This is a genomic window from Vreelandella hamiltonii, assembly GCF_014651775.1.
Classification (GTDB): domain Bacteria; phylum Pseudomonadota; class Gammaproteobacteria; order Pseudomonadales; family Halomonadaceae; genus Vreelandella; species Vreelandella hamiltonii.
This window is the reverse complement of sequence record NZ_BMXN01000006.1, coordinates 132029-156349: the sequence shown is the minus strand read 5'-3', so window position 1 is coordinate 156349 and position 24321 is coordinate 132029. Positions and strand designations below refer to the sequence as shown.

The 24321-nt window shown below is 60.3% G+C and carries 22 protein-coding genes; 12 read left to right on the top strand and 10 right to left on the bottom strand.

The annotated features are described in order from the left end of the window. The first annotated feature begins 29 nt into the window (after positions 1-29). Positions 30-2054 (top strand): hypothetical protein, encoded by a 2025-nt coding sequence (locus IE091_RS07705; protein WP_039181018.1) that lies wholly within the window; start codon positions 30-32, stop codon positions 2052-2054. A 38-nt stretch (positions 2055-2092) separates the two neighbouring features. Then, positions 2093-2842, top strand: coding sequence for a TlyA family RNA methyltransferase (locus IE091_RS07700; protein ID WP_189463333.1), 750 nt, complete (start codon positions 2093-2095; stop codon positions 2840-2842). 5 nt (positions 2843-2847) lie between these two features. On the opposite strand, the gene mscK is transcribed toward IE091_RS07700, so the two are convergent. Next, positions 2848-6192 carry a mechanosensitive channel MscK gene (mscK, locus tag IE091_RS07695; protein WP_189463332.1) on the bottom strand — a complete coding sequence of 1115 codons (3345 nt, stop codon included), beginning with the start codon at positions 6190-6192 and terminating at the stop codon, positions 2848-2850. Positions 6193-6366: 174 nt separating this feature from the next. Between mscK and IE091_RS07690 the strand changes: the two genes are divergently transcribed. From IE091_RS07690 to IE091_RS07675, 4 genes are all read left to right on the top strand, one after another. Beyond that, positions 6367-7386 (top strand): phospholipase A, encoded by a 1020-nt coding sequence (locus tag IE091_RS07690; protein ID WP_096922657.1) that lies wholly within the window; start codon positions 6367-6369, stop codon positions 7384-7386. A gap of 88 nt (positions 7387-7474) precedes the next feature. After that, positions 7475-7807 carry an ElaB/YgaM/YqjD family protein gene (locus IE091_RS07685; protein ID WP_189463331.1) on the top strand — a complete coding sequence of 111 codons (333 nt, stop codon included), beginning with the start codon at positions 7475-7477 and terminating at the stop codon, positions 7805-7807. Then, complete coding sequence (locus IE091_RS07680) at positions 7807-8211, top strand: phage holin family protein (protein ID WP_016914411.1); 405 nt, start codon at positions 7807-7809, stop codon at positions 8209-8211. Before IE091_RS07685 ends, IE091_RS07680 begins: the two co-directional genes overlap by 1 nt. Then, the gene (locus IE091_RS07675) at positions 8183-8497 is read left to right on the top strand and encodes a YqjK-like family protein (protein ID WP_016914412.1); all 315 of its coding nucleotides are present in this window, start codon (positions 8183-8185) and stop codon (positions 8495-8497) included. The genes IE091_RS07680 and IE091_RS07675 overlap by 29 nt, the downstream gene beginning before the upstream one ends. Before the next feature lie 62 nt (positions 8498-8559). On the opposite strand, the gene IE091_RS07670 is transcribed toward IE091_RS07675, so the two are convergent. Then, positions 8560-9744 (bottom strand): BaiN/RdsA family NAD(P)/FAD-dependent oxidoreductase, encoded by a 1185-nt coding sequence (locus IE091_RS07670; RefSeq protein ID WP_189463330.1) that lies wholly within the window; start codon positions 9742-9744, stop codon positions 8560-8562. A gap of 190 nt (positions 9745-9934) precedes the next feature. Between IE091_RS07670 and IE091_RS07665 the strand changes: the two genes are divergently transcribed. After that, positions 9935-10999 carry an efflux RND transporter periplasmic adaptor subunit gene (locus tag IE091_RS07665; protein WP_039181036.1) on the top strand — a complete coding sequence of 355 codons (1065 nt, stop codon included), beginning with the start codon at positions 9935-9937 and terminating at the stop codon, positions 10997-10999. Further along, the gene (locus tag IE091_RS07660) at positions 10999-14139 is read left to right on the top strand and encodes an efflux RND transporter permease subunit (protein WP_039181038.1); all 3141 of its coding nucleotides are present in this window, start codon (positions 10999-11001) and stop codon (positions 14137-14139) included. Before IE091_RS07665 ends, IE091_RS07660 begins: the two co-directional genes overlap by 1 nt. A gap of 110 nt (positions 14140-14249) precedes the next feature. On the opposite strand, the gene IE091_RS07655 is transcribed toward IE091_RS07660, so the two are convergent. Continuing rightward, entirely contained in the window at positions 14250-14663 is a 414-nt protein-coding gene (locus tag IE091_RS07655; protein WP_100731929.1) for a DUF3617 domain-containing protein, read from the bottom strand. A gap of 140 nt (positions 14664-14803) precedes the next feature. On the opposite strand from IE091_RS07655, the gene IE091_RS07650 reads away from it, so the two are divergent. Then, on the top strand, positions 14804-15013 hold the full coding sequence (locus IE091_RS07650) for a zinc ribbon domain-containing protein (protein ID WP_039181041.1): 210 nt from the start codon (positions 14804-14806) through the stop codon (positions 15011-15013). A gap of 7 nt (positions 15014-15020) precedes the next feature. Here IE091_RS07650 and IE091_RS07645 read toward each other — a convergent pair whose 3' ends face one another. From IE091_RS07645 to IE091_RS07630, 4 genes are all read right to left on the bottom strand, one after another. Then, entirely contained in the window at positions 15021-15863 is an 843-nt protein-coding gene (locus IE091_RS07645) for an ABC transporter permease subunit (RefSeq protein ID WP_189463329.1), read from the bottom strand. Continuing rightward, entirely contained in the window at positions 15860-16771 is a 912-nt protein-coding gene (locus IE091_RS07640) for an ABC transporter permease subunit (RefSeq protein ID WP_039181044.1), read from the bottom strand. The genes IE091_RS07645 and IE091_RS07640 overlap by 4 nt, the downstream gene beginning before the upstream one ends. Before the next feature lie 31 nt (positions 16772-16802). Next, positions 16803-17984, bottom strand: coding sequence for an ABC transporter ATP-binding protein (locus tag IE091_RS07635; RefSeq protein ID WP_039181047.1), 1182 nt, complete (start codon positions 17982-17984; stop codon positions 16803-16805). A gap of 94 nt (positions 17985-18078) precedes the next feature. Further along, positions 18079-19182 (bottom strand): polyamine ABC transporter substrate-binding protein, encoded by a 1104-nt coding sequence (locus tag IE091_RS07630; RefSeq protein ID WP_039181048.1) that lies wholly within the window; start codon positions 19180-19182, stop codon positions 18079-18081. A 361-nt stretch (positions 19183-19543) separates the two neighbouring features. Between IE091_RS07630 and ahpC the strand changes: the two genes are divergently transcribed. Then, entirely contained in the window at positions 19544-20107 is a 564-nt protein-coding gene (gene ahpC, locus IE091_RS07625; protein WP_026001768.1) for an alkyl hydroperoxide reductase subunit C, read from the top strand. A 183-nt stretch (positions 20108-20290) separates the two neighbouring features. Continuing rightward, positions 20291-21847 (top strand): alkyl hydroperoxide reductase subunit F, encoded by a 1557-nt coding sequence (gene ahpF, locus IE091_RS07620; RefSeq protein ID WP_100731922.1) that lies wholly within the window; start codon positions 20291-20293, stop codon positions 21845-21847. A gap of 45 nt (positions 21848-21892) precedes the next feature. Here the strand turns inward: ahpF and IE091_RS07615 are convergent, their stop codons facing one another. After that, positions 21893-22300, bottom strand: a complete 408-nt coding sequence (locus tag IE091_RS07615) for a polymer-forming cytoskeletal protein (protein ID WP_189463328.1) — start codon at positions 22298-22300, stop codon at positions 21893-21895. Positions 22301-22511: 211 nt separating this feature from the next. Between IE091_RS07615 and IE091_RS07610 the strand changes: the two genes are divergently transcribed. Beyond that, a complete protein-coding gene (locus tag IE091_RS07610; protein ID WP_039181058.1) occupies positions 22512-23039 on the top strand; it encodes a bactofilin family protein in 528 nt (175 codons plus the stop codon). Between the two features lie 18 nt (positions 23040-23057). On the opposite strand, the gene IE091_RS07605 is transcribed toward IE091_RS07610, so the two are convergent. Together IE091_RS07605 and IE091_RS07600 are read right to left on the bottom strand one after the other, a co-directional pair. Beyond that, positions 23058-23813: a HesA/MoeB/ThiF family protein gene (locus IE091_RS07605; RefSeq protein ID WP_189463327.1), complete on the bottom strand. Its 756-nt coding sequence runs from the start codon at positions 23811-23813 to the stop codon at positions 23058-23060. A 4-nt stretch (positions 23814-23817) separates the two neighbouring features. Continuing rightward, on the bottom strand, positions 23818-24318 hold the full coding sequence (locus IE091_RS07600) for an Lrp/AsnC ligand binding domain-containing protein (protein ID WP_016914425.1): 501 nt from the start codon (positions 24316-24318) through the stop codon (positions 23818-23820). Positions 24319-24321: the final 3 nt, after the last annotated feature.

Below are 24321 nucleotides of genomic sequence, written 5' to 3'. Positions count from 1 at the left end.
TCTCCCCCTTGCCGGGATAAGGAGTCAGCGTGACCAATCAGCGTTCCACCCCTGAGGGGGAAGAAGGCAAACTCGATGGGCTGCTGAGCAAGTTCGATGAAGCCGTGGCGCTGCTTGCCCAGGCTCCCGCCGTCTCCAAGCTGGCCAAGCTACCCCGTGTGATGGACACCGCCAGGCGCATCCTGATGCTCAGCGGAGGCTGCGCAGCGCTGGAAGCACGCGCTGCCTGCTTCGAAGCCGCAGGCGTGTTTGCTGGCTCGGACTGGGACACACCGCAGTACCTGATCCCGACCCTGACGCCCTTTGCATTGAAAAGCGCCGATGCCAATGTGGTGGTGATCGAGACGCTGAGTGAACTGCGGTTGCTGGCGGTGGCCAAGGGAGGCTACGAGCATCCACAGGTATCGCCAGAACACGCCCATCACTACCTTACACAGGTCATGGCCATCAACTTGGGCCTGCTGTTCAACGCCCCCAGCGAGGCCGAGCGCGAAACCCAAGGGCGGCTGGCGACCATTCCACGCCAGCTGTTTCAGCACCTGGCCGAGCGGGTCGGGCACGAGCACGTCATCGATCAACTGATCGATGAAATCTGGCGGATTCTCAAGCAGCGGCCCATCCAGGTCGACTCGATCAAGCAGATGATCACCCAGATCGCGCTGTGCCAGGCCAACCCGGAGATCGACCTGGGCGCCAGCGGCCAAGGCGCCGACCGGTTGGTCAGCTCGCTCTATGGGCCCACCCAAGCCTGCCGAGAAGACCCTGGCATCGAGATATACCAGGCACGCCTGGAGCGCATGGACCACGCGACGCTTCAAGCGGAGTCCACCGGTTTTGCACGCGCCATGCACGATACCGGCCTCGTATCGCCCTACCATGCCGTGCTGCTGCGCTTCCTGCTGGAAGAAGCAGATCAATTGCTTTCCGAAGCGCTGGGGCTTTCGTCCACGGGGCGCGACTGCCTGCTGTGCTATCGCGAATTGGCGCACACCTTGATTCGCAGCGGCGTCTACCCTGCCACCGCCCAAGCCGTCTATGGTCTGGCGTTACTGCTGGAGCGCGGGATTCTCTATCAACCGCCGGTGGCTCCCGCCATGTGGCGGCAGCTTAGCCTGCCGCTCTCCGACTGGGCCATCTCGCGCTTGACGCTGGCGTATGGCGATACGGCATCACCCAGAGCACGCTTGATCGAGGGCGTGCTGTGCATGCTGGGGCTACCGCTGGGTGTGGGCCAAGGCAACAACCCTACCTGCCAATCGGCGCGAGCGCTGTCGATGTGGGCCTACAACGACCCGGACTACCTGCTCCAGATGGTGACCTGGGCCGCCCGAGACGATGAAATCATCATGCATTTCGAAGGCCAGCCCATCTCTTCCCAGGAGAGCGTGGCAGGCCTGGCCAGCGAACTGCCCCTCGACCTCGATCCTGTGTCATTGGTCGTCGTCCCGCACCTGGATCGCATTTATGCGGAAATGGGCCGACGCTGCATCGGCCGGGAAGGCGACCCGCACCGCTGGGTCAATCCTGAGTTTCACGGCTGGTGGTCTGGCCGAGGGTTCAGCATCAATGTGGACGTGGCCACCGGGCAGCTGGATGACGTCGACACCTTCATTCGCCACTTCTACGCCAGCTACCACCCTTTCTACAACGGCAATCAGCCGCTGATCCACCCCCAGCCTGCCGGCATTGCGGTCACGGACAGCGCTGCGCGCTTCATCGGCTGGCACGCCATCACCATTTTGCGCGCCTCGCTCGACCCCAGCGATGTCATGCGCGTCTACTTCTACAACCCCAACAACGATAGCGGCCAGGACTGGGGAGACGGGCTGAAGGTCAGCACGGCTGGCAACGGCGAGCGCTTCGGTGAGGCGTCACTGCCCTTCGAGCAGTTTCTCTCACGGCTATACATCTACCACTACGACCCTCTGGAGAGCGGCAAACTGGCCACCGTCAGCGAGGAGGAGCTGGAGCGCGTCAAGGGCTATCTGCATCGTAGTTGGGGGGCCACACGAATCCCACCCACCGAGCTGCAGGCAGAGCCAGGCGCAACATGACATAATGCGCGGTCTTTCAAAGATCCTGATACCCCGCCATGATACGACTCGATCAACTGCTGGTCAGCCAGGCGCTGGCCAGCTCACGCACCCGCGCCCAGCGCCTCATCAAGAACGGGCGTGTCTTCTTGGCCGACGGCACCCCGCTCACCAAGCCTTCCGAAAAGTGGCCCGCCGACACATCACTGCGCGTCGAGGAAGACCCCGAGGAGCGCTACGCCTCCCGGGCCGGGCTCAAACTGGAGGGGGCGCTCTCCACGCTGGGTATGCGGCTGGAGGGCAAGGGGGTGCTGGATGTGGGTCAGTCCACCGGTGGTTTTACCGACTGTGCCCTACGCTACGGTGCCCGCCATGTAGTGGGTGTCGAGGTAGGCCATGACCAGTTGGCCGAAGCGCTGCACCAGGACCCGCGGGTAGTGTGCCTGGAAGGCTTGAACGCACGCCACATGAGCACCTCGGCCGCCTTGCGGGAGGTACTGCAAGCATTTCCCATCGAGATGGCCATCATGGACGTGTCGTTTATCTCCCAAACGCTGATCCTGCCGGAAATCGCCGCCTTGCTACCGGCCCAGGGCCAGCTTATCTCTCTGGTCAAACCGCAGTTCGAGCTGGAGCCCAGCGCGCTGGACAAGCGCGGCGTGGTGCGCGATCCAGCCCGATACAGCGAGGTGGAGCACAAGATACGCATGGCCTGCCAGGCCTGCGGTTTGCGCATCGCCCACTGGCAGGAGAGCCCGATCACCGGCGGGGACGGCAATCGGGAATTTCTCATGCTGGCCTGCAAATAGACGCCTTAGCCCAGGTTTTCAGGAGGCAGCGGCTTGCGGGTCTGTACTTTCACCGACTCCCCCTGATCTCGATGCAGCCAAACGTCCATCTGCTCGAAGGCCACCCGCACGCCCGCTTCGCGGAACAGCTCATCCACCCGGCAGTTCACTTCGTCGGCTGCAAACAGCCGGTCCAGCAAGTCGTTGACGAAGATGCGCAGCTCGAAATTCAGGCTGTGCGGGCCATAGTTGAGGTAGAACACCTGGGGTTCCGGGTCCGCCAGTACACGCGGATTCTCATCGGCGGCCTGGCGCAACAGCTGATGCACCAACGGCAAATCAGAGCCGTGCGCCACGCCATAGGTCAGCACCACTCGGGTGACATTGTCCGACAGCGACCAGTTGATCAACTGGTCGGTGACGAACGTCTTGTTGGGTATGATGATCTCCTTGCGATCGAAGTCGGTCACCGTGGTGGCACGGATGCGGATACGGCTGACGGTGCCATGCAGGTTGCCCAGCGTGATGGTGTCGCCAATCCGAATCGGGCGCTCGAACAGAATGATCAGGCCAGAGATGAAGTTGGCAAAGATCTCCTGCAAACCAAAACCCAGCCCCACGCTCAACGCGGCCACCAGCCACTGCAGCTTGTCCCAGGAGACCCCCAGGGTGGCCAGCGACATGACGACCCCCGTCCCCACGATGGTATAAGAGAGCAGCGAGCTGATGGCGTAGGCGCTGCCCTGTTTCAGGGCTAGCCGCGACAGCACCATGACTTCGAGCAACCCTGGCAGGTTCCGCGCCATGATGAAGGTGATGGCGACCACCAGCAAGGCCGTGAAAAAATCAGAGAGCGAAAGCGAATTGTCCACCAGGTCGCCTTCATCGGCATCCCACAGCGCCACCTGATCCAGATACCCCAACACCGCCAGCAGGTCCGACCAGACCAGATAAAGCAGCAGGCTGAACCCGATCAGCAGAATGAGCTTGGAGAGCCGCAGCGACTGGGTGTTGATCTTCTCCATGTCCAGGGGTGGCTCTTCGACCACTTCCAGCCCGCCCTCGGCCCCCTCCTGTACCTGGGCTCGCCGCCGCGCCAGGGCTCGGCGATACGCCAAGCGGCGAGCAGCCACTGCCAGGCTGCGAACCACCGTGGCTTCCACCACGACCCACAGCCCCAACAGGTAAAGCGTCATCGCAAAACGTGCCACCAGCCGCAGCGCCGTGTATTCATACCCCCAGGCCACCAGCCCCAGCATGACCAGCGGCACGCTGGCCATGGCCAGTCCCAGGACCAACCGGAACAGCCGAACCCCAAAAATCGGCACGTGAGCCAGAATCAGCTGCATCAACCACCACGCCATGGCCAACAGCCCCAGCATGAATAGCCCCATGGCTACCGGACGCATGGCCAGCGGGGTTTCCATCTGCTCTGACATGGCCGCGATCCCCACCACAGGCACCAGCGCTACGCCCAGGCCCCCCAGCAGTTGACGTAGCCGCGCATTGTAGGCAGGCGCCCAGGTAAAATGACGCTCTGCAACGCCATCGGGCACCAGCAGGCGGCGCCCCAGCGCGACCACACCCCAGCTCAGGCTCAATTGCAGCAAGGCCGGTGCCAGCCCCATCGCCAGGGCACCTTCTGCCGTCCGCAGGGCAACACCCGCGCCCGCCAGCGCCAGCGGGCCTGGCAGCGCCAGCAGCGCATTCATCAGAACCGCTTTGGGCGTATGCAGCTGCGTATCACTCTTCAAACGACCTATTTGCGAGTGCAGCCGCGCCAAGGCGGCCTTGATACGAGAGCGCAGCCCCAGCAAGGTCAGGCTCAGCAGCAGTAGCGGCGCACCGACCAGCATGTCCCAGCCAAGGCCCTGCCAGCGGTTGGGCAGCACGGCTCGCCATTCGCCCTGCTGCCACTCCTGCTGCAGGTAATTGGGTAACTGGCGCACCCAGTTGAGGTCCAGCGGACGACTGTTGGCTACCCAGAAGAGCTGTTCATCGATGGTGGCGCGCAGGTCGTGGGTGGTGGTCAAGAGCTGTTGCTGGTTCAGCTGAAGCTCGATGGCGGCGCTCAACAGGCTGCCATAGGACTGCTCGAGCTGCTCCACCAGCTCACGGCGAGATTGATAAAGCCGCGTCAGGGAGTCCACCAGCCCAGGCGTCACCTCGACACCCGCTTCCTGCAGCCGCTGGGTGGCCAATCGCTCCCCCTGGCGCAGCTGATCACGTTGACGTATCAGATCGAACTGCTTGAGGCGCAAGTCGGCAATTTCATCCTGCAGGTCCCGGCGCGGCACGATTACCGGCAGCGATTGACGCTGCTCACGGAGTATCCGCGATAGCAGCTGGCTGCCGCGAATGGCTTCCAACTGCTCATTGAGACTACGCTGCAACTGACGCACCAACTCCAATTGACGCTGGGCTTCGATATTCTCGCGCACGATGCTGTTGGCGCGGTCAGTGGCCCGCAGCAGCTCGAGACTCAAGGTCTGGTTCATCTGCTGGGCGCGCAGCACTACCGGATGCCCTTCGGCGATCAGCGGGTCATCCCGCGCGGCATCGGCAATCGCCTGCTCGGACTGCAAGCGCCGCTGGCGATCGATGACCCCTTGCAGCAGGTTAAGCCGCTGCTCCTGATGATCGATCTGCAAAGCCAATAGCTCACGCCGCTGCTGAGCCAGCTCCCGCAGTCGGCTGTTGGCACTGAGCTCACGCTGATTGAGGGAGACTTCCTGCTCGGCCAGGGAACGCTCCAGACGCCACTGAATCAGCTGCGCATCCTCGCGAGCCGAGAGCTGGCGGTCGGCCAACAGCGCTTCGCGGGTGTCGTGCTCGCGGCGCAAGGTCTCGGCCCGCTGCAGGGCTTCGGAGATGGCCTGCTGGGCACGTTCGGGCAAGGTTTGCGCAGCCAACAGCTGTGAGTTGACTTCGGCCAACTGGCTCTGCAACTGCTGGAGCTCGATCACCGCGCTGCCCTGCTGCGCCTCCAAGGCTTCCAGCGGCATGTCGCTGAGGCTATCCACGGAGAGCTGTTGGCTCTCTTCCTCGGCTTCTCGCAGCTCTCGTTCGAGTTGCAGCAGCTGCTCAGGGGCCTGGCTGACACGCTGCTCCAGCGCCCGTTGGCGCTCTTCCAGCGCCGTAAGCCGCTCATAGGCTTGCAACGCGGCGCTCAGGGCCGCCTGCTCACGCTGCTGCGCGGCGGTAAGCTCCCCTTCCTGGGACTCGAGCGCAGCCAATCGCTCGTTCAGGGCGCTTTCAGAAGGCGTCCGCTCACCATCTTCTGCCCACCCCATGGGCGACACGCACAACAACACGATACACAGCAATATTCCCAGCGCACCGCTCACCGCCTTCATGGCATTCTTCACCACGTATAGAAGCCTCATTGACTGGTCGACCCGCATCATCGGGCAAGGCATCATTGTCAATCGTAAGGCCCGGCGGCGCAATCCAGCCCGGCACGAGAATATTGGCAGTTGACTTACCTCATCCGCCTGTATAGAACGTCGCTAACATTTATCTACTTTTCACTGCGAGCCATATCAATGGTTATCCGACCCCTGATGTTCACAGGCCTGCTGGTTGCCTTGGCAACGCAGTCGGCCATGGCCGAGACGCGTGACGATATCGAAGCGCGTATTCGCGCCTTGAATACCGAGCTCTATCAGCTCCGCCAGCAGCTGCAGCAAATTGACGCACCCGAGGCTGCCGCCCAGGGTATTCCACCGACGCCGCTGCCGGAAGAAGTGGCCCTGGAGGACCTGTCCGAACGCCGCCAGCTGGAACAGCAGTCGTCGCGGAACCCGTTCTCCATCACGACGCATCGCACCAATTACCTGTTTCCGGTGAGCTACAACACCAATCAGGACTCCAACAACTTTCGTGAAGTGACCGATGCTTCAGGCCCCAACAACAACGAGGTGAAGTTTCAGTTCAGTGCCAAGTTCAACCTGGCCGAAGACGTGTTTGGCGACATTGGCGACGTCTATTTCGCCTATACCCAGCGAAGCTGGTGGCAGGCCTATAACACTGATGCCTCTTCCCCTTTCCGGGAAACCAACTACGAGCCCGAGGTGTTCATCGATTTCGATAACGCCTGGAGCGCCTTAGGCTGGGTGAATACGCGCAATCGTATCGCCTTCAACCATCAATCCAATGGCCGCTCGGACCCGCTGTCACGGAGCTGGAACCGCGTCTATCTGGAAAGCACGCTGCAGCGCGGCGACTGGGCACTGACCCTGGCACCCCACTGGCGCGTGCCGGAGTCCGACGGTGACGACGACAACCCGGATATAGAGCGTTACATGGGGTATGGGGATATTCGTCTGGCCAAGCGCCTGGACAACAATCACGAAGTCGCCGGACAGCTGCGTGGCAATCCTAGCCCCGGCAACCTGGGTACTCAGATCGATTACAGCTGGCCAGCCTTCAATGGGGTGCGAGCACACGTACAGTATTATTACGGGTACGGCGAAAGCATGATCGATTACGACAACCGCGTGCATCGCCTGAGTCTTGGCTTCAGCCTCAACCCGCTGTTCAGCGCCACGGGCCTGAACCGCTGATGCGGAACCACTAAACTTTGGGGTTGTCTATGGAGTGACGGCTGCTATGCTGAAGCTGTCACTCATTCATTCGTCAAAGGAAGACATCATGGCTAAACGTAACACAGACGCCACCGCACGTGCCGACCAGCTGAAAGAAGACCTGCGCCATCTCAGCGAGACGGTCGAAGAGCTGATGAACGCCACATCGAAAGATGCCAGCGGTGAAATGCGCGACCTGCGTGAGCGTGCCGAACGTCGTTTGAAGGATACTCGTGCCCGCCTGGAAGCCCGCGGCGAGCGCATCTATGAAGACACCCGCGAGTCACTGGCTCAGCAAGCCGATTGCTGCGACCGCTATGTACATGAGAACCCCTGGACCAGCATCGGTATCGGTGCCGCAGCTGGCCTGGTGGTAGGTATGCTGCTCGGTCGTCGCTAATGGCATTGGGGCCAACCCAACGCGTCTTTTCTGCCGCCAAACGCTTGTTGAGGTCACTGTTAGCCAACGGTGAAACCCGCCTGCGTTTGGCGGTGTTGGAATTGGAGGAAGAGCGCGCTCGTTTATTGGTACTACTGCTTTTGGCTGGCGCCAGTCTGCTGCTGCTGCTGTTGGGCGTTGCCACACTGACGGCGCTGGTAGTCGTTCTGTTCTGGGACACCTATCGGCTGACGGCCATTGGCGTGAGTGCTGGCGTACTGATGGCACTCAGTCTGCTGCTGGCAGTGATTGCCATACGTCAGGCAAAGCGGCACTCGCTGCTCAAGGAAACCTTGAAACAGCTGGCAGCCGATCGCGCCCTGCTGGAGGCCAATGATGAAGAACTCACCGACCGTCGACGTTAAGACCACAGACAAGCCGTTGAGTCGCCAGCAACGTAAGGCGGCGTTACTGGCCGAGCTGGAGCAGCAGCGTATCGATATACTGGTGAGCAGCGATACGTTGCAACGCACTTCCGCGCCGCTCGATCGGCACTGGCGAAGCCTGCGCTTACCGCTGTACGTCGTGGGCGGGCTCGCTGCCCTGCGGCTGGTTCGCCATCCTGGTGGCGCCATGGCCGTCGGCAAACGCGCATTGGCAGGCTATATGCTGCTTCGCAAGCTGAAACTGCTGGCCAAAGTCGCCAGCTGACGAGGCGTTTGCCTGTTCAAAGCCGTCGGATGCCTTGCATCAGGCGGCTTTTTCAATGGTGATCAACACGCTTGGCCACAGGCGACGCCACTCGCCCAGGCCCACTGGAAGTTGTAACCACCCAACTGGCCAGTGACATCCAGCACTTCGCCAATGAAACGCAGCTGGGGTAAGCCTCGTACTTCAAAATTCTTCGACGAAATGGCCTCGGTACTGATCCCGCCCATGGTCACCTCTGCCGTACGCCAACCCTCTGTGCCCGCCGGTTTCACCTGCCACTCATTGAGGTACTGTGCCCAGCAGTCGATCGCCTCGTTGCTGTACTGTGCCAATGGCATGGCGGTGGCGTGCTCGGGGTACCACTCCATTATCGCCTGTGCCAGACGTTTGGGAAAACGCTCGCCCAGCCAGGTAGACAGCATGCGCTTGGGAGTTTGCTCACGCGCATGACGCAGCGAAGCCGCCACCTCCTCACCCGGCAATAAATCAATCGTAATGGCGCTACCGGGCTGCCAGACGCTCGAAATCTGGAGCATCGCCGGCCCCGACAGCCCCCGATGGGTAAACAGCATGGGCTCATTGAAGCGCCCTTGACCACAGCTGACCGATACCGGCACGCTGAGCCCTGACAGCGTTTCAGCACGCGCTTTCCAGACATCACTGAGCGTGAAGGGCACCAACCCAGGCCGGGTAGGCAACACCTCAAGACCAAATTGTCGGGCGAGTTCGTAACCAAAGCCCGAAGCCCCCATGGTGGGGATGGAGAGCCCCCCCGTGGCCACTACCAACACGCCACAGCTGATGGTGCCCATCGAAGTAGTCAACTGCATTCCCTCGCCCAGGCGCTCCACCTTGGAAATGGACGTCTTCAATGCCAGTTCGACACCGGCCCATTCACATTCGGTCAGCAGGACTCTCACGATCTCCTTGGCGGAGTCGGCACAAAAAAGTTGCCCCGGCGCTTTTTCCACATACTCCACGCCATGGCGCTCTACCAGAGATACAAAATGTTCTGGACGGTAACGTTTCAATGCAGAAATGCAAAAATAAGGATTTTCCGAATAAAAATGGCTTGGTGAGGCATCAAGGTTGGTAAAGTTACAGCGGCCTCCTCCCGACATGAGGATTTTCTTGCCCGGTCTATTGGCATGGTCAACCACCAGCACGCGCCGCCCTGCATAACCTGCTTGAGCCGCACACATCAACCCGGCGGCACCTGCGCCAATGACGACGACGTCGTAAACCATCTTGGAAGCCCTACATGAAAAGCTGACTATCTTAGCAGCAGAGAGGCTGCTCAGCACTTTACAAACCCAAAATAGATGTACATATAATGTACAACAAATATCTTTTCATTCCGTTATCTTGCCGTTTGCCCTTATCACGGCAGTCGATTTCAGGATAATGCAGGTCACCTCTGTTTACGTTGAGACGCCAATGCTTGTTTACAAACGCCTCTTCTGCTGTCTGCTGCTGGCCGCCTTGCCGCCATACGCCATAGCACAAACCCCGCCACCCGTGATCGGTCACTACGCCACGGCCACCGCCTGGTCCGACCCATTAGAAGCCCTGGGCACCCTGCGTGCCGACGAGAGCGTCACGCTGTCAGCCACCGTGACCGATACCATTGCCGAAATCACCTTCGAAGATGGTGCCCAGGTCGAACAGGGCGAGCTGCTGATACGCCTTGAAGATGCCGAGGAACAGGCGCTGCTGAGGGCAGCACGGGCGATCACCGATGAGCGCCGTAACGCGGTGGGCAGAACGTCTCAACTCCAGGAACGCAACTTGGCCCCCCGCGCCGAACTGGAAGATACCCAAGCGCGGCTGAGGCAGGCAGAAGCCGATGTCCAGGCGTTAGAGGCACGCCTGGCCAACTACCGGGTAGTGGCACCGTTCAGTGGTCGCGTCGGCTTTCGTAATGTCAGCGCTGGCGCACTGGTGACCCCGGGCATGGAGCTGGTGACCCTCGACAAGCTGGATATCATGAAACTGGATTTTACCGTACCGGAAGTGTTTCTGGGCCGCCTGTCGGCAGGGCTGGCGCTGAGCGCGACCACCGCCGCCTACCCGGATGATGTCTTCCGCGGTGAAATCGCCAGTATTGGTACCCGTATCGACCCGGTGTCTCGCAGTATCAGTGTGCGGGCCGAGCTGGCCAACCCAGAGCTGCGCCTGCGCCCCGGCATGTTGATGGAGGTGGTCGTGCAGCAACGCGTGCGCAATACGTTGGTACTGCCGGAAGCCGCTATCGAGCCGAGCGGCAATCGCCATTTCGTGATGGTCATTCACGAGGAGGAAGGAGAGCATCGCCTGGAGCGCCGAGAGGTCGCCTTGGGTGAGCGTCGCAGTGGCGAAGTGGAAGTGCTCGAAGGCGTGGCAGATGGCGAGCTGGTGGCAGTACACGGTCTGCAGCTGGCACGAGATGGCCAGCAGGTACGTTTACTGGGCATCACCGATGAAGAGACCAGCATCCGTACCCTGCTGGAGGCTGACCGCTGATGCGCTTATCCGACATCTCCGTACAGCGTCCGGTGCTGGCCATGGTCATCGCCGCGCTGATCGTGGCCTTCGGCCTGCTGGCGCTGAATCGCCTGCCGCTGCAGGAGTATCCCACGGTCGACCCACCGGTCGTCAGCATCGATACACGTTACCCCGGTGCTTCGGCCAGCGTGGTCGAAACCCGCATTACCCAGGTGCTGGAAGATCGTATCGCCGGGGTAGAAGGTATCGAGCTGATTACCTCCCAGAGCGAAGATGGACGATCGCGCATCCAGATCGAGTTTGCCATCAGCATGGATATCGACGCGGCGGCCAACGATGTGCGCGACCGCATATCGGGTGCCTTGCGCAACCTTCCCGATGATGCCGACAATCCTGAAGTCACCAAGGCCGACAGCAGCGATGAAATCGTCATCTGGCTGAGTCTCTCAGGGGCGGACTACTCGATCACCGAGCTCACCGACTACGCCAACCGTTTTCTGGTAGACAGCCTGTCGGTGCAGCCGGGGGTAGCCAGGGTGCGCGTGGGCGGTGGCCGCGACTATGCCATGCGTGTCTGGCTGGACCGCAACGCGCTGGCAGCACGAGGCCTCACCGTGGGTGATATCGAGGATGCCCTGCGCGCCGAAAACGTCGAGCTGCCCGCCGGCTCCATCGAGTCCGATGATCGCCAGTTCATCGTACGGCTGCCGCGCAACTTTGCCACCGCCGATGACTTTCAGCGGCTAGCGGTTACCCAGGGCAGCAACGGGCACCTGATTCGTCTGGCCGATGTGGCCCGAGTGGAAGTGGGCTCGGTGGAAGACCGTTCGGTGTTTCGTGCCAACGGCGTGCCCATGGTGGGGCTAGGCATGATCATGCAGTCCACCGCCAACGTGGTGGAGCTTTCCGAAGCGGTGCAGCAGGAGCTGGAGCGCTTGCAAGGCACCCTGCCCGAGGGCATGTCATTGACGCTCAACTACGACGCCTCGGTGTTCGTGTCGGGTGCCATCGACCAGGTGGTCATGACGCTGTTCATCGCCATGGGCCTGGTAGTCATCGTGATTTTCCTGTTCCTGGGCAACCTGCGAACTACCATCGTGCCTGCCGTGACCGTCCCCATCGCCGTGATTGGCGCCTTCACCGCGCTGGCTGCCATGAATTTCTCGATCAACCTGTTGACGCTGCTGGCGCTGGTACTGGCCATTGGCCTGATCGTCGATGACGCCATCGTGGTGTTGGAAAACATCAACCGCCGCATGCACGATTACGGTGAAACGCCGCTGGTGGCGGCCTTCCGCGGCACTCGACAGATCGCTTTTGCGGTCATTGCCACTACCCTCGTGCTGGTAGCCGTATTCGTACCCCTGAGTATGCTGCAGGGCGATATCGGCCGACTGTTTTCCGAATTTGCACTGACCATGGCCGCCGCGGTGGTCGTCTCCACGCTGCTGGCCCTGACCCTGACCCCCATGATGGCTTCCAAAATCCTCAAGCCGGGGATGCACGATAGCCGCATAGGTCAAGGGGTGCAGTGGCTGCTGGACGGTGCTCGGAAACGTTACCAGCGTGCGCTGGAAGTCGTGCTGGCATTCAAATGGGTAGTGGTGGCCTTGTTTGCGCTTCTGGTGGCGGGCACTGCCTGGCTGGCCTCGGCACTGCCCAGCGAGTACACCCCTCAAGAAGACCGGGGCAACTTCATCGTGCTGGTCAACGGGCCCGAAGGCGCCACCTTCGATTACATGATGGATTACATGGATGAGATCGAAGCACGCCTGACACCCTTCGTCGATAGCGGTGAGCTGGAGCGCGTGGTAGTAAGGGCACCGCGGGGGTTCGGCAATATCGAAAACTTCAACAGCGGCTTCATCATCGTCAACATGGCCGACTGGGGCAGCCGCCGCAGCGCCTGGGAGATCATGGCAGATGTGCGTCAAACTCTGGGGTCCCTGCCTGGAGTCCAGGCCTTCCCGGTCATGCGCCAGGGGTTTGGTCAACGCACCCAGAAACCGGTCCAGTTCGTGTTGGGGGGTGGCACTTACGAGGAGCTGGCCAGCTGGCGGGATACGCTGGTCAACCATATTCGCGAGCACAACCCGCGCCTGACCGCCGTTGAGAGCAACTACAACGAAACCCAGCCGCAGCTCAGGGTCGACATCAACTACGAACGGGCCGCCGCGCTGGGGGTCACCGTCACGGAAATAGGCCGGACGCTGGAGGTGCTGCTCGGTGGGCGCAACGTGACCCGTTACGTGGATGACGGCGAAGAGTACGATGTGATTCTGGAAGGCGACCGTGGCCGCCAGAATAGCCCGCGAGCGCTGGACAACATTCAGGTACGCTCCGCGCGGTCCGGTGAACTGATTCCGCTGGCCAGCCTGGTGACGCTCTCTGACTTCGCGGGTGCCAGCACGCTCAACCGCTTCGACCGCGTGCGCGCCATTACCATCGAGGCCAACCTGGCCGATGGCTACCCCCTGGGTGAAGCGCTGGCCTACCTGCAAGACACCGCGAATACCATTCTGCCAGAAGAAGTGCAGACCAATCTGGCAGGCCCCTCTCGAGACTTCCAGCAGGCCAGTGGGGCGACGACCTTTCTGCTGGTGCTTGGCGCCGTGGTGGTATTCCTGGTGCTTGCCGCCCAGTTCGAGAGCCTGATTCACCCCTTCGTGATCATGCTGACGGTGCCGCTGGCCATGAGCGGTGCCCTGCTGGCCCTGCTGCTGACCGGCCAGTCATTGAATATCTACAGTCAGGTGGGGCTGGTGCTGCTGATAGGATTGGCGGCCAAGAATGGCATACTGATCGTCGAGTTCGCCAACCAGCTGCGCGATGAGGGCCAAGCCTTTCGTTCGGCCCTGATCGAAGCATCGGTCACCCGCCTGCGGCCCATTCTGATGACGGCAGTCACCACCATGGCCGGGGCGATCCCGCTGATCATCTCCAGCGGCCCTGGCGCAGAGTCTCGCCTGGTGATTGGCACGGTGATCATGGCGGGTGTAGGCGCGGCCACGGTGTTTACGCTGTTCGTGGTACCCGTGGCCTACGATTTGCTGGCACGCTACTCAGGCTCCCCTGGCGCCGTGAAGCGACAGCTGGAAGAAGAAATTGCCAATGCGCCGGAGGCCGACCACGAACCGCTGGCTACGCCCGAGCGCTAAGCAACCTCTGCTACCAAGCAGACAGACAACCAGGGCGCCAAAAGGCGCCCTGGTTGTTAAAGAGTGCTGTGGAAGACTGCGCTTGAAGATCGCTAACGCACTGTACGCGATTACTCGCAGTCGCCGATGCGCTCGCCTTCGATCACGGTGTTCATGGTCAATTCGCCCATGGGTGACTGGGTGAAGATGTCCACGCTGCCTTCGATACGCTCACCCATGAAGCGCATTTCACCGTCGATATTGGCTTCGCCGCCTTCAGCACGACATACCATGCTGTACGAGAGGCCATCGGCATTCATGTCTTGATGCTGCAGCTCGCAGCCCTCTTCTTCTTCGATGAAGCCAAACTCTGCGCCATCCAGCTCTTCTTGAGTGATGCACTGACGTTCGGTTTCGGTCTGATCGGGAATCTGCATGTCACCGCTGATACTGGTTACGCTGACGAACTCCCATTCGCCAGGCGTCACGTTAGGTGTTTCCGCCAGAGCGACCATCGGGAAGGCCAATAAGGCCGCTACTGCCATGTGACGTTTCATCATCGTTTTTTCTCACTAGGTTAATTGGGCAAACCCGCTCATATCCTACCTGATTCGTTCCGCTTGTGCCCGCCCCAGGCAGGGCTGTTACACTGGATATCCTTTTTTCACCTGGCAGGGCAACCGCCATGCATGACGACGCGCTGGTTCCTCACGACTTTTATTGCCCTTACTGCGACACGCCACTGACCTTCGTGATCGACACGTCACAGGGCAGCCATGATACCTGGGAAGACTGCCATCAGTGTTGCGCGCCGATACGACTGCAGGTGGTGGTATCGCCTTTCACAGGCGAACTCGACGCCGTCATCACGGGTAGAGACGACGACGTCTTGTGAGCCATGATCAGGCCGCGTCAGCCTGCTGTATCTGAGCAACCCGCTTGGCCTCGCTGCGGCGCATGAAGTACCACGCCAGCAGCGTCGCCAACGAAACGGTCAGAATGATCAGCGTCGCCAACGCGTTGATCTTGGGAGATACGCCCATGCGCACGGAGGAGAACACCACCATGGGCAGCGTATTGGCTCCGGGGCCTGACACGAAGCTGGCGATCACCAGATCATCCAGCGACAGCGTGAACGCCAGCAGCCAGCCTGCCGCCAGTGCTGGTGCAATGACCGGCAGCGTCACGCAGAAGAACGTCTTGACCGGCGGCGAGCCAAGGTCCATGGCCGCCTCTTCGATGGAGCGATCCAGTTCCCGGAGCCGCGCCGACACCACCACGGCCACATAGGCACTGCAAAACGTGGTATGGGCAATCCATATCGTCGCCATCCCCCGGTCAGCGGGCCAGCCGATCAGCTGAGCCATCTGCACGAACAGCAGCAGCAAGGAAAGCCCGGTGATCACTTCGGGCATGACCAGTGGTGCCGTCACCATGCTGGAAAGCGCCGTCTTGCCTCGAAAATGGCCATAGCGGGTCATCACGAAGGCGGCCACCGTGCCCAGGCACACCGCCATGCTGGCAGCGAAAAAGGCGATCTTGAGACTGGTCCATACCGCCGAGAGAATCTGCCGGTCACGGAACAGCTCGCCGTACCAATGAGTCGAGAACCCCGCCCACACCGTCACCAGGCGCGATGAGTTGAACGAGTAGAACACCAGCACGAACATCGGCAGATAGAGAAACAGCAGGCCAAGCACCAGCATCACCGTGGTAAAGCTGGGGCGCCGAGAGGACGTCATCATTGTTCGAGCTCCCGTGACTGGTAGCGGTGGAACCATACGATCGGGATCAACAACAGCAACAGCATGACCATCGCCAGCGCCGCGGCCACCGGCCAATCACGATTCAGGAAGAACTCTTCCCAAAGCACCTTGCCGATCATCAGGGTGTCAGGCCCTCCCAACAGCTCGGGGATCACGAACTCACCCACCGCAGGAATGAATACCAGCATGGAGCCCGCCACGATGCCCCCCATGGAAAGCGGCAAAGTGACTTTCAGGAAGGTATTCACTTTACGCGACCCCAGGTCTGAGGCCGCTTCCAATAACGACGTATCCAGACGCGTCAGATGGGCATACAGCGGCAACACCATGAACGGCAGGTAGGCATACACGATGCCCACGACGACCGCAAACTGGGTATTCATCATGCGTAGCGGCGAGTCGATGAGGCCGATGCTCAGCAGCAGATTGTTGATCAGGCCATTGTTGCTGAGTATGCCCATCCACGCATACACGCGGATCAGAAACGACGTCCAGGAGGGCAGCATCACCAGCAGCAGCAGAATCAACTGCCAGCGACCCGGGGCACGAGCCATGGCATAGGCCATGGGATAACCGAGCAGCAAGCACACCACCGTGGCGGTAAATGCCGTCTTGATGGAGCCCCAGTAAGCCGCGACATACAGCGAGTCGGTCAGCAAGAACAGATAGTTGCCGACATTCAGAAAGATACTCAGGGTTTGATCGGCATACTCGACCAGCGGCCCGTAGGGAGGAATGGCAATCGCCCCTTCGGAAAGGCTGATCTTGAGCACCAACGCAAACGGCAGCAAAAAGAACAGCGTCAGCCAGGCCAGCGGGAACGCAATCACCGCGCGCCGCCCCAGCTTCATACGCTTGATCATGCCGGTAAAGCCAGATGGCATCATGGTAGGCAATCTCCTTCAAGAGACCGAATCATCAGCGATTCAACACGATAGCGCTGTGATCTTCCCAGTAAACGTAAACGCTATCCTCCCAGGTGGGACGATCACCGCGACGCTCCGTGTTGGCCATGCTCACCTTGATCAGCTTGCCCGAGGCCGTGCGCACGTAATACAGCGAATACCCCCCCAGATAGGCAATGTCGTCCACCTTGCCAGCTTCCCAGTTGTATTCGCCGGTTGGCTGTTCACGGGTCAGCCAGATTTTCTCGGGGCGCAGAGCGGCCCATACTCGACGGTCCACCGCCTGGGTAGTGATCCCGTGATCGAGATAGATAGGCCTTGAAAGCGAGGGGCTGGCGATGCGGCAATGGTCGGCCGCGTCCTCGATGATCTCCCCTTCGAACACGTTCACGGTACCGACGAATTCGGCCACCATGCGGCTAGCGGGGCTTTCGTAGATATCGACCGGAGAGCCCACCTGCTCGATCCAGCCATCGGCCATGATCGCCACGCGATCCGCCATGGTCATGGCCTCTTCCTGATCGTGAGTCACCATGATGCAGGTAACGCCTACCTGTTCGATGATCTCGACCACTTCCAGCTGCATTTCCGTGCGCAGCTTCTTGTCGAGGGCGCCCATGGGCTCGTCCAGCAGCAAGAGCTTGGGCCGTTTGGCCAATGAGCGCGCCAAGGCCACCCGCTGGCGCTGGCCGCCAGAAAGCTGATGCGGCTTGCGCTTGGCAAAGCGTTCCATATGCACCAGTTTCAGCATCTGGGCTACCCGCGCCTCGATTTCCGCCTTGGGCAGCTTGTCCTGTTTCAACCCGAAGGCGATGTTCTGCGCCACCGTCATATGCGGAAAGAGCGCATAGGATTGAAACATCATGTTGATTGGGCGCTTGTGCGGCGGCATGTCGGTAATGTTTTCGCCACTCAGCAGGATGCGGCCCTCGCTCGGCGTCTCGAAACCCGCCAGCATCCGCAGCAAGGTCGACTTGCCAGACCCAGAGCCCCCTAACAGGGCGAAGATTTCGCCGCGTTTGACCTGCAAATTCACGTCATCCACCGCCAGCGCGTCATCGAAGCGCTTGCTCAGGCGTTTGACTTCCAACACGATATCTTCAGCAAAGCGCGGAGCTTTTCCCTGGGGCCTCAGAGGCGGAGGAATAGCAGGCGATGAAGATGAAGTGTCGTTCGACAGGGGCGTAGTGACCATTCGCCACTCCCATCAAAAGGCCCGAGAAGCCGGGCGATAAAAGACGAACAGCGAGCCAGGCAACTGCCCGGCTCGCTGTCAGACAAGGGTCGGTTTAGCGACCAGACTTGACGCGGTTCCAGATACGAGTACGCGCACGCAGTACGTCCTGCGGCTTTTCCGCCTGAACGTACAGGTTCTGCATGACGTCTGCATTCGGGTAAACCGCAGGGTCATTCAGCAGTTCCTCGGACAGGAACTCGTTAGCGGCCAGGTTGGGGTTGGCGTAGCTGACGTACTCGCTGATCTCGGCGGCAATTTCCGGGTCGAGAATAAAGTTGATGAACGCATGAGCGTTCTCGGGGTTAGGCGCATCGGCAGGCACGGCCATCATGTCGAACCACAGCGCAGCGCCTTCCTTCGGGATGCTGTAAGCGATGGTGAAGTCGCGACCCGCTTCTTCAGCTCGGTCTGCTGCCTGGAACACGTCTCCCGAGTAGCCTGCGGCGACACAGATCTCACCATTGGCCAGGTCAGAGATATAGCGCGAGGAGTGGAAGTAAGTGACATGGTTGCGCACGGCCGCGATCACTTGGCCAGCGGCTTCGATGTCATCCAGGTTCTCGCTCAGCGGGTCGCCGCCCGAGTAAGCAATGGCAGGCGAGAGCATTTCGTCCGCCGAGTCCATCATGGAGATACCGCAACCGGCCGCATGCAGAGCCGCGGTAATTTCCGGATCGAAGAGCAGTGCCCAGCTATCTACCGGGGCATCGTCGCCGAGAATCTCCTTCACTCGCTCGACATTGTAGCCAATGCCATTGGTGCCCCACATGTAGGGGATGGAGTACTGGCTGCCCTCGTCGATGGCTTCCAGGTTGGCCATCAACTCCGGATTGAGGTTTTCGAAATTGGGCAGTTGCTCGTGGTCGAGCGGCTGGAACACACCTGCCCTGGCCTGACGAGTAAAGTAGTAGTTGGAGGGCACGACGACATCGTAGCCCGAGCGGCCAGACAACAGCGCCGCATCGAGGATCTCGTTACTGTCGTAGACATCGTAGGTCACGGAGATACCGGTACGCTCGGTGAATTTCGCCAGCGTTTCCGGCGCAATGTAGTCGGACCAGTTATATACCCGCACTTCATTGGCGTGGGCAGCGGTGGCCGCTACGGCAAAAGCGATTGCCGTAACGGCCACTGAACGTTTTGGGATGTTCCCCATCTAGCTACTCCTTATCTCGAAAGTCCACTTGTCTTGAAAGTGCCCGTCGAACAGGCGCACCGGGCCTGGCAACGGTTAGCGCTGACGCCGATACCTCTTTGTCTCATTTGCCGCTGCTGAGAAACAGCTTAGGCCATTATCCTCACCGTGCGAATTTTGCGGTGCAGCGCTCTCTATCGCAAGTACAAGTGAAAAATTCTTGCATTACACCACTGGCGACCCCACATCCATGGGCGCGAGCAAAACATAGAGACTGGCTATTGGCAGCATCATTTTTTCCAATTTTAGCTATTAGTCGTAGTTCGCTAATATCAGCAACAACTTTTCCAACTACCATTCACTCACTGCGGAGATATTTTCAATGTCTTTGATCAATACCGAAGTAAAACCGTTTAAAGCGACTGCTTACCTGAACGGCGAGTTCGTAGACGTGACTGAAGCGGACCTGAAAGGTCAGTGGTCTGTCTTCTTCTTCTACCCCGCCGACTTCACCTTCGTATGCCCCACGGAGCTTGGCGATCTGGCCGACAACTACGAAGCCTTCAAGAAGCTGGGCGTCGAGATCTACAGCGTCTCTACCGACACCCACTTCACTCACAAGGCTTGGCACGACAGCTCCGAGACCATTGGCAAGCTCCAGTACCCGATGATTGCCGACCCGACCCTGCAGATTTCTCGCAACTTCGAAGTGCTGATCGAAGAAGCCGGTCTGGCAGAGCGCGGCACTTTCGTTGTCGACCCCGACGGCAAGATCCAGATCGTCGAAATCAACGCTGGCAACATCGGCCGTAACGCCGAAGAGCTGCTGCGCAAGGTCAAGGCTGCCCAGTACGTTCGCGCCAACCCGAACGAAGTATGCCCGGCCAAATGGAAAGAAGGCGAAGAGACTCTGGCCCCGTCTCTGGACCTCGTAGGCAAGATCTGACGCCTACCGTTGCCGACTCGACTCGTGTCGGTCGGCAGCACCACACCCGGGCATGCCCCGGGTGTCTTTTTTTCAGCACCCTGTTAACGCATCCCTGTTTTCCCACACGCTTGTCCCTTACTACACCAAGGCTGGCGTGCCTGGTCGAGAACGTTCTACTGCTGACTACGAGGAACCACTGTCATGCTGGACGCCAATTTAAAGAATCAGTTGAAAGCGTATCTGGAAAAAGTGACTCAGCCCTTCGAGATCGTTGCGTCCCTCGATGACGGTGCCAAGTCGCGTGAGCTGCTGGGCCTGCTGGAAGACATCAGCAGCCTGAGCACTCAGATCACCCTCAAAACCGACGGCCAGGATGCGCGCAAGCCCTCCTTTGCCCTAAACCGTGCCGGAGAAGAGACAGGCGTCGTGTTTGCGGGCATTCCCATGGGCCACGAATTCACGTCGCTGGTACTGGCGTTGCTGCAGGTCGGTGGACACCCGCCCAAAACGTCGCAAGAGCAGCTCGATCAAATCAAGGCGCTGGACGGCGAGATGCTGTTCGAGACCTACTACTCGCTCTCCTGCCAGAACTGCCCGGACGTCGTCCAGGCACTCAACCTGATGGCCATCTTCAACCCCAAGGTGCGCCACGTCGCCATCGACGGTGCCCTGTTCCAGGAGGAAGTCGAGGCCCGCGAAATCATGTCGGTGCCCAGCATCTACCTCAACGGTAAGCCCTTCGACCAGGGTCGCATGACGCTGGAGCAGATTCTGGCCAAGGTGGATACCGGCGCAGCCGAGCGTGAAGCCAAAAAGCTGAGCGACAAGGCAGCCTTCGACACGCTGGTCATCGGCGGCGGCCCGGCGGGCGCGTCAGCGGCCATCTACTCTGCGCGCAAGGGCATCAATACCGGCGTTGCCGCCGAACGCTTCGGTGGTCAGGTGGCCGATACCATGGGGATCGAGAACTTCATCTCGGTGACCCATACCGAAGGTCCCAAGCTGGTCAGCGCCCTGGAAGAGCACGTCAAGCAGTACGAAGTGGACGTGATGAACCTGCAGCGTGCCACCGCCTTCAAAGCAGCAGAAACCGAAGGTGGCCTGCACGAAGTGACCTTCGAATCCGGTGCCAAACTGAAGAGCAAGACCCTGGTACTGGCCACAGGCGCCCGCTGGCGGGAAATGAACGTGCCCGGCGAGCAGCAGTATCGCAACAAAGGTGTGGCCTACTGCCCCCACTGCGATGGCCCGCTGTTCAAGGGCAAGCGTGTCGCGGTCATTGGTGGCGGTAATTCAGGCGTCGAAGCGGCCATCGACCTGGCGGGTATCGTCGGCCACGTGACCCTGGTGGAATTCATGGGTGAAATGCGCGCTGACGCCGTACTGCAGAAGAAGCTCAAGAGCCTGCCCAACGTGGATATCGTGCTGAACGCACAAACCACCGAAGTGACCGGTGATGGCAGCCGGGTCAACGGCCTGACCTACAAGGACCGCCAGACCGACGAAGTCAAGAACATCGCTCTGGAAGGTATCTTCGTACAGATCGGCCTGGTGCCCAATACCGAGTGGCTGAAGGGCTCTCCCATCGAGATGTCACCGCGTGGCGAAATCATCGTCGACGCCCACGGCATGACCTCGGTACCCGGTGTCTTTGCCGCAGGCGATGTCACCACCGTGCCCTACAAGCAGATCATCATTGCCATGGGCGAAGGCGCCAAAGCGTCGCTGGGCGCCTTCGACTACCTGATCCGCAACTGATTCATCCGCATAAAAAAGCAAAAGACCGTGACCAGGCCCGCCTATTCAGGCGGGCTTTTTCATGCTTGCCGGAACAGGCGGACTGGGCACGATAGACCCATTCACCGTGGCACCGGCATGGCACGCCAGCTCACCGGCCGACAGCAGCCCCTGGACAGATGCCAGTGACGTGAGGGTGATGCCGTGAGTGGTATGGACCTCCCCCTGAACACTGCCGCTGATCGAGATATTCTCTTGTGCCGTCACGATGCCATGAATTCGCGTGGCAGCGCCCACATGACTCCCTACCACCGCCTCATTGGCACATTCGACGGCGACCTCAACCATCAGCGCTTCAGGCTCGGGATGGGTGATCACCGCCACGCCGAGACGACGCTTCTTGCGCCGACCATCCATCACGATGATCGTCATGACCACAACGCCCACGATGATCAGCCATGTTTCCATCTGCATGGCACTTTCCCCTGCTCGAACCAGCGTTGTTTATAGCCGTAGGGAGGCGCCAGCGGTAGCCGGAATATCGCACAACCACAGACGTATCTTCACGCTTTGCAAGCCCATCCCGAAGCGTACATTAACGTCATTCGGTCTATTTTGGTGAAGCCTGCCCAAAGGGTGGCGTTTCGCTGCACGGCGACCTTGCCCTACTCCGCAGGCATATCTCATGTTCAAAAAAACCAAACCTCACGCTGAACACCCCGCCCTTCCCACCACTGACCTTCAGCCTGCGCCAAGCGAGCTCAAGAGCCTGCCTGGTGCCCGCCAGAGCACGTCGGTGATCGGCGGCAAGACACAGCTTCGTGGGGACATTCAGAGTGACGAGGACCTGACCATCGAAGGCCAGGTCACCGGCACCATCCTCTGCAAACAGCATACCGTCAAGCTCGGCGCCACGGGGCACTTGCAGGGCGATGCCTACGCACACACGCTGAGAATTTCCGGTACCGTAGAGGGCAATCTCGTTGCGCTGCACAAGGCCACGATCCACGGCGGCGCCAAGGTCACCGGCACGATCACGACGCCCTGCCTGGTGCTGGAAGATGGCAGCACGTTCCACGGCACCATCGACATGAACCCCGACAACGAGGTGTTCAAGAGTGTCTTTGCTGACAAGCCTGCGCCCAGCTCCGCGCCTCGTCAGAAGAAGACATCGGAGGCGACCAAGGCGGAGGACTCCACCGCCAGCGCGTAATGCAGGCGGTGGGCGACGTCAGTCACGCCCACCGCACACCGGGCACGCCGGGTCACGCGGCACCTGGAAATGACGCCACTGCCCGCTGAGCCCATCGAAGGCCGACAGCCCCTGATGTGCCTCACCCGCACCGCTCAGCAGTTTGAAGGCCTCGACGGCTTGAAAGCAGCCAATCAAGCCTACCAAAGGGGCCATGACGCCACTCTCGGCACAGCTGAGGGCTTCGTCTTCGCCCTCCTCAGGGGGATAGAGGCAGGCGTAGCAGGGGCTATCTGGCTGACGCGGGTCGAATACCGCCAGCTGGCCGGAAAAGCGGATAGCCGCTCCCGAGACCAGCGGCACACCGGCTCGCTGCGTCGCGGCATTGATGGCATAACGGCTGGAAAAACGGTCGGTACAGTCCAGCACCACCTGAGCCGAGGCCACCAGCTCTGCCAGCAGCTCGCCTTCGGCGTGACGCTCGATAGCCACCACCTGGCATTCAGGGTTCAGTGCTTCAAGGCGCTGCTGCGCCGAACGCGCTTTGTTGAGGCCCAGGCTGGCCTGCTGGTGGGCTATCTGGCGCTGCAGGTTGGAAAGCTCCACATGGTCGGCATCTACCAGGGTAATCCGCCCCACTCCCGCCGCCGCGAGATACAGCGCGGCTGGCGAGCCCAACCCGCCAGCCCCGATAATCACGGCGTGGGCGCCGCGCAGTCGCTCCTGACCCTCGATATCCACTTCGGGCAGCATGATTTGGCGGCTGTAACGCAGCAGCGCCTGATCGTCCATCATTGGCTTACTTATCCTCGAATTCCTCGAAATCAGGAATGTGGAGATTGAAGCTCTCTTTCACTTCTTCCATCACCACATAGCTCTTGGACTCTTTCACCCCTGGCAGGGTCAAGACCACATCCCCCAATAGTTGGCGATAAGCGGCCATTTCCGGGATGCGGCATTTCAGGATGTAGTCGAACTGCCCGGACACCAGGTGGCACTCCTGAATTTGCGGCAGCTTTTCCACCGCGCGCCGAAACTCATCGAAGACCGCAGGCGACTGGGTCTCCAGGCTGATCTCGACAAACACCAGCAGGTTCGCCTTCAGGGCGCGAGGGTCCAGAATGGCCTGGTAGCCACGAATGATACCGGCACGCTCCAGGCGCTTGACCCGCTCCAGACAAGGGGTTGTGGATAACCCAACTTCTGCGGCGAGATCCACGTAGGAAATACGCGCATTTTCCTGCAAACAGCGAAGGATCTTGAGGTCGATACGGTCCAGCGTTCTATTTTTTGGTTTCATGGC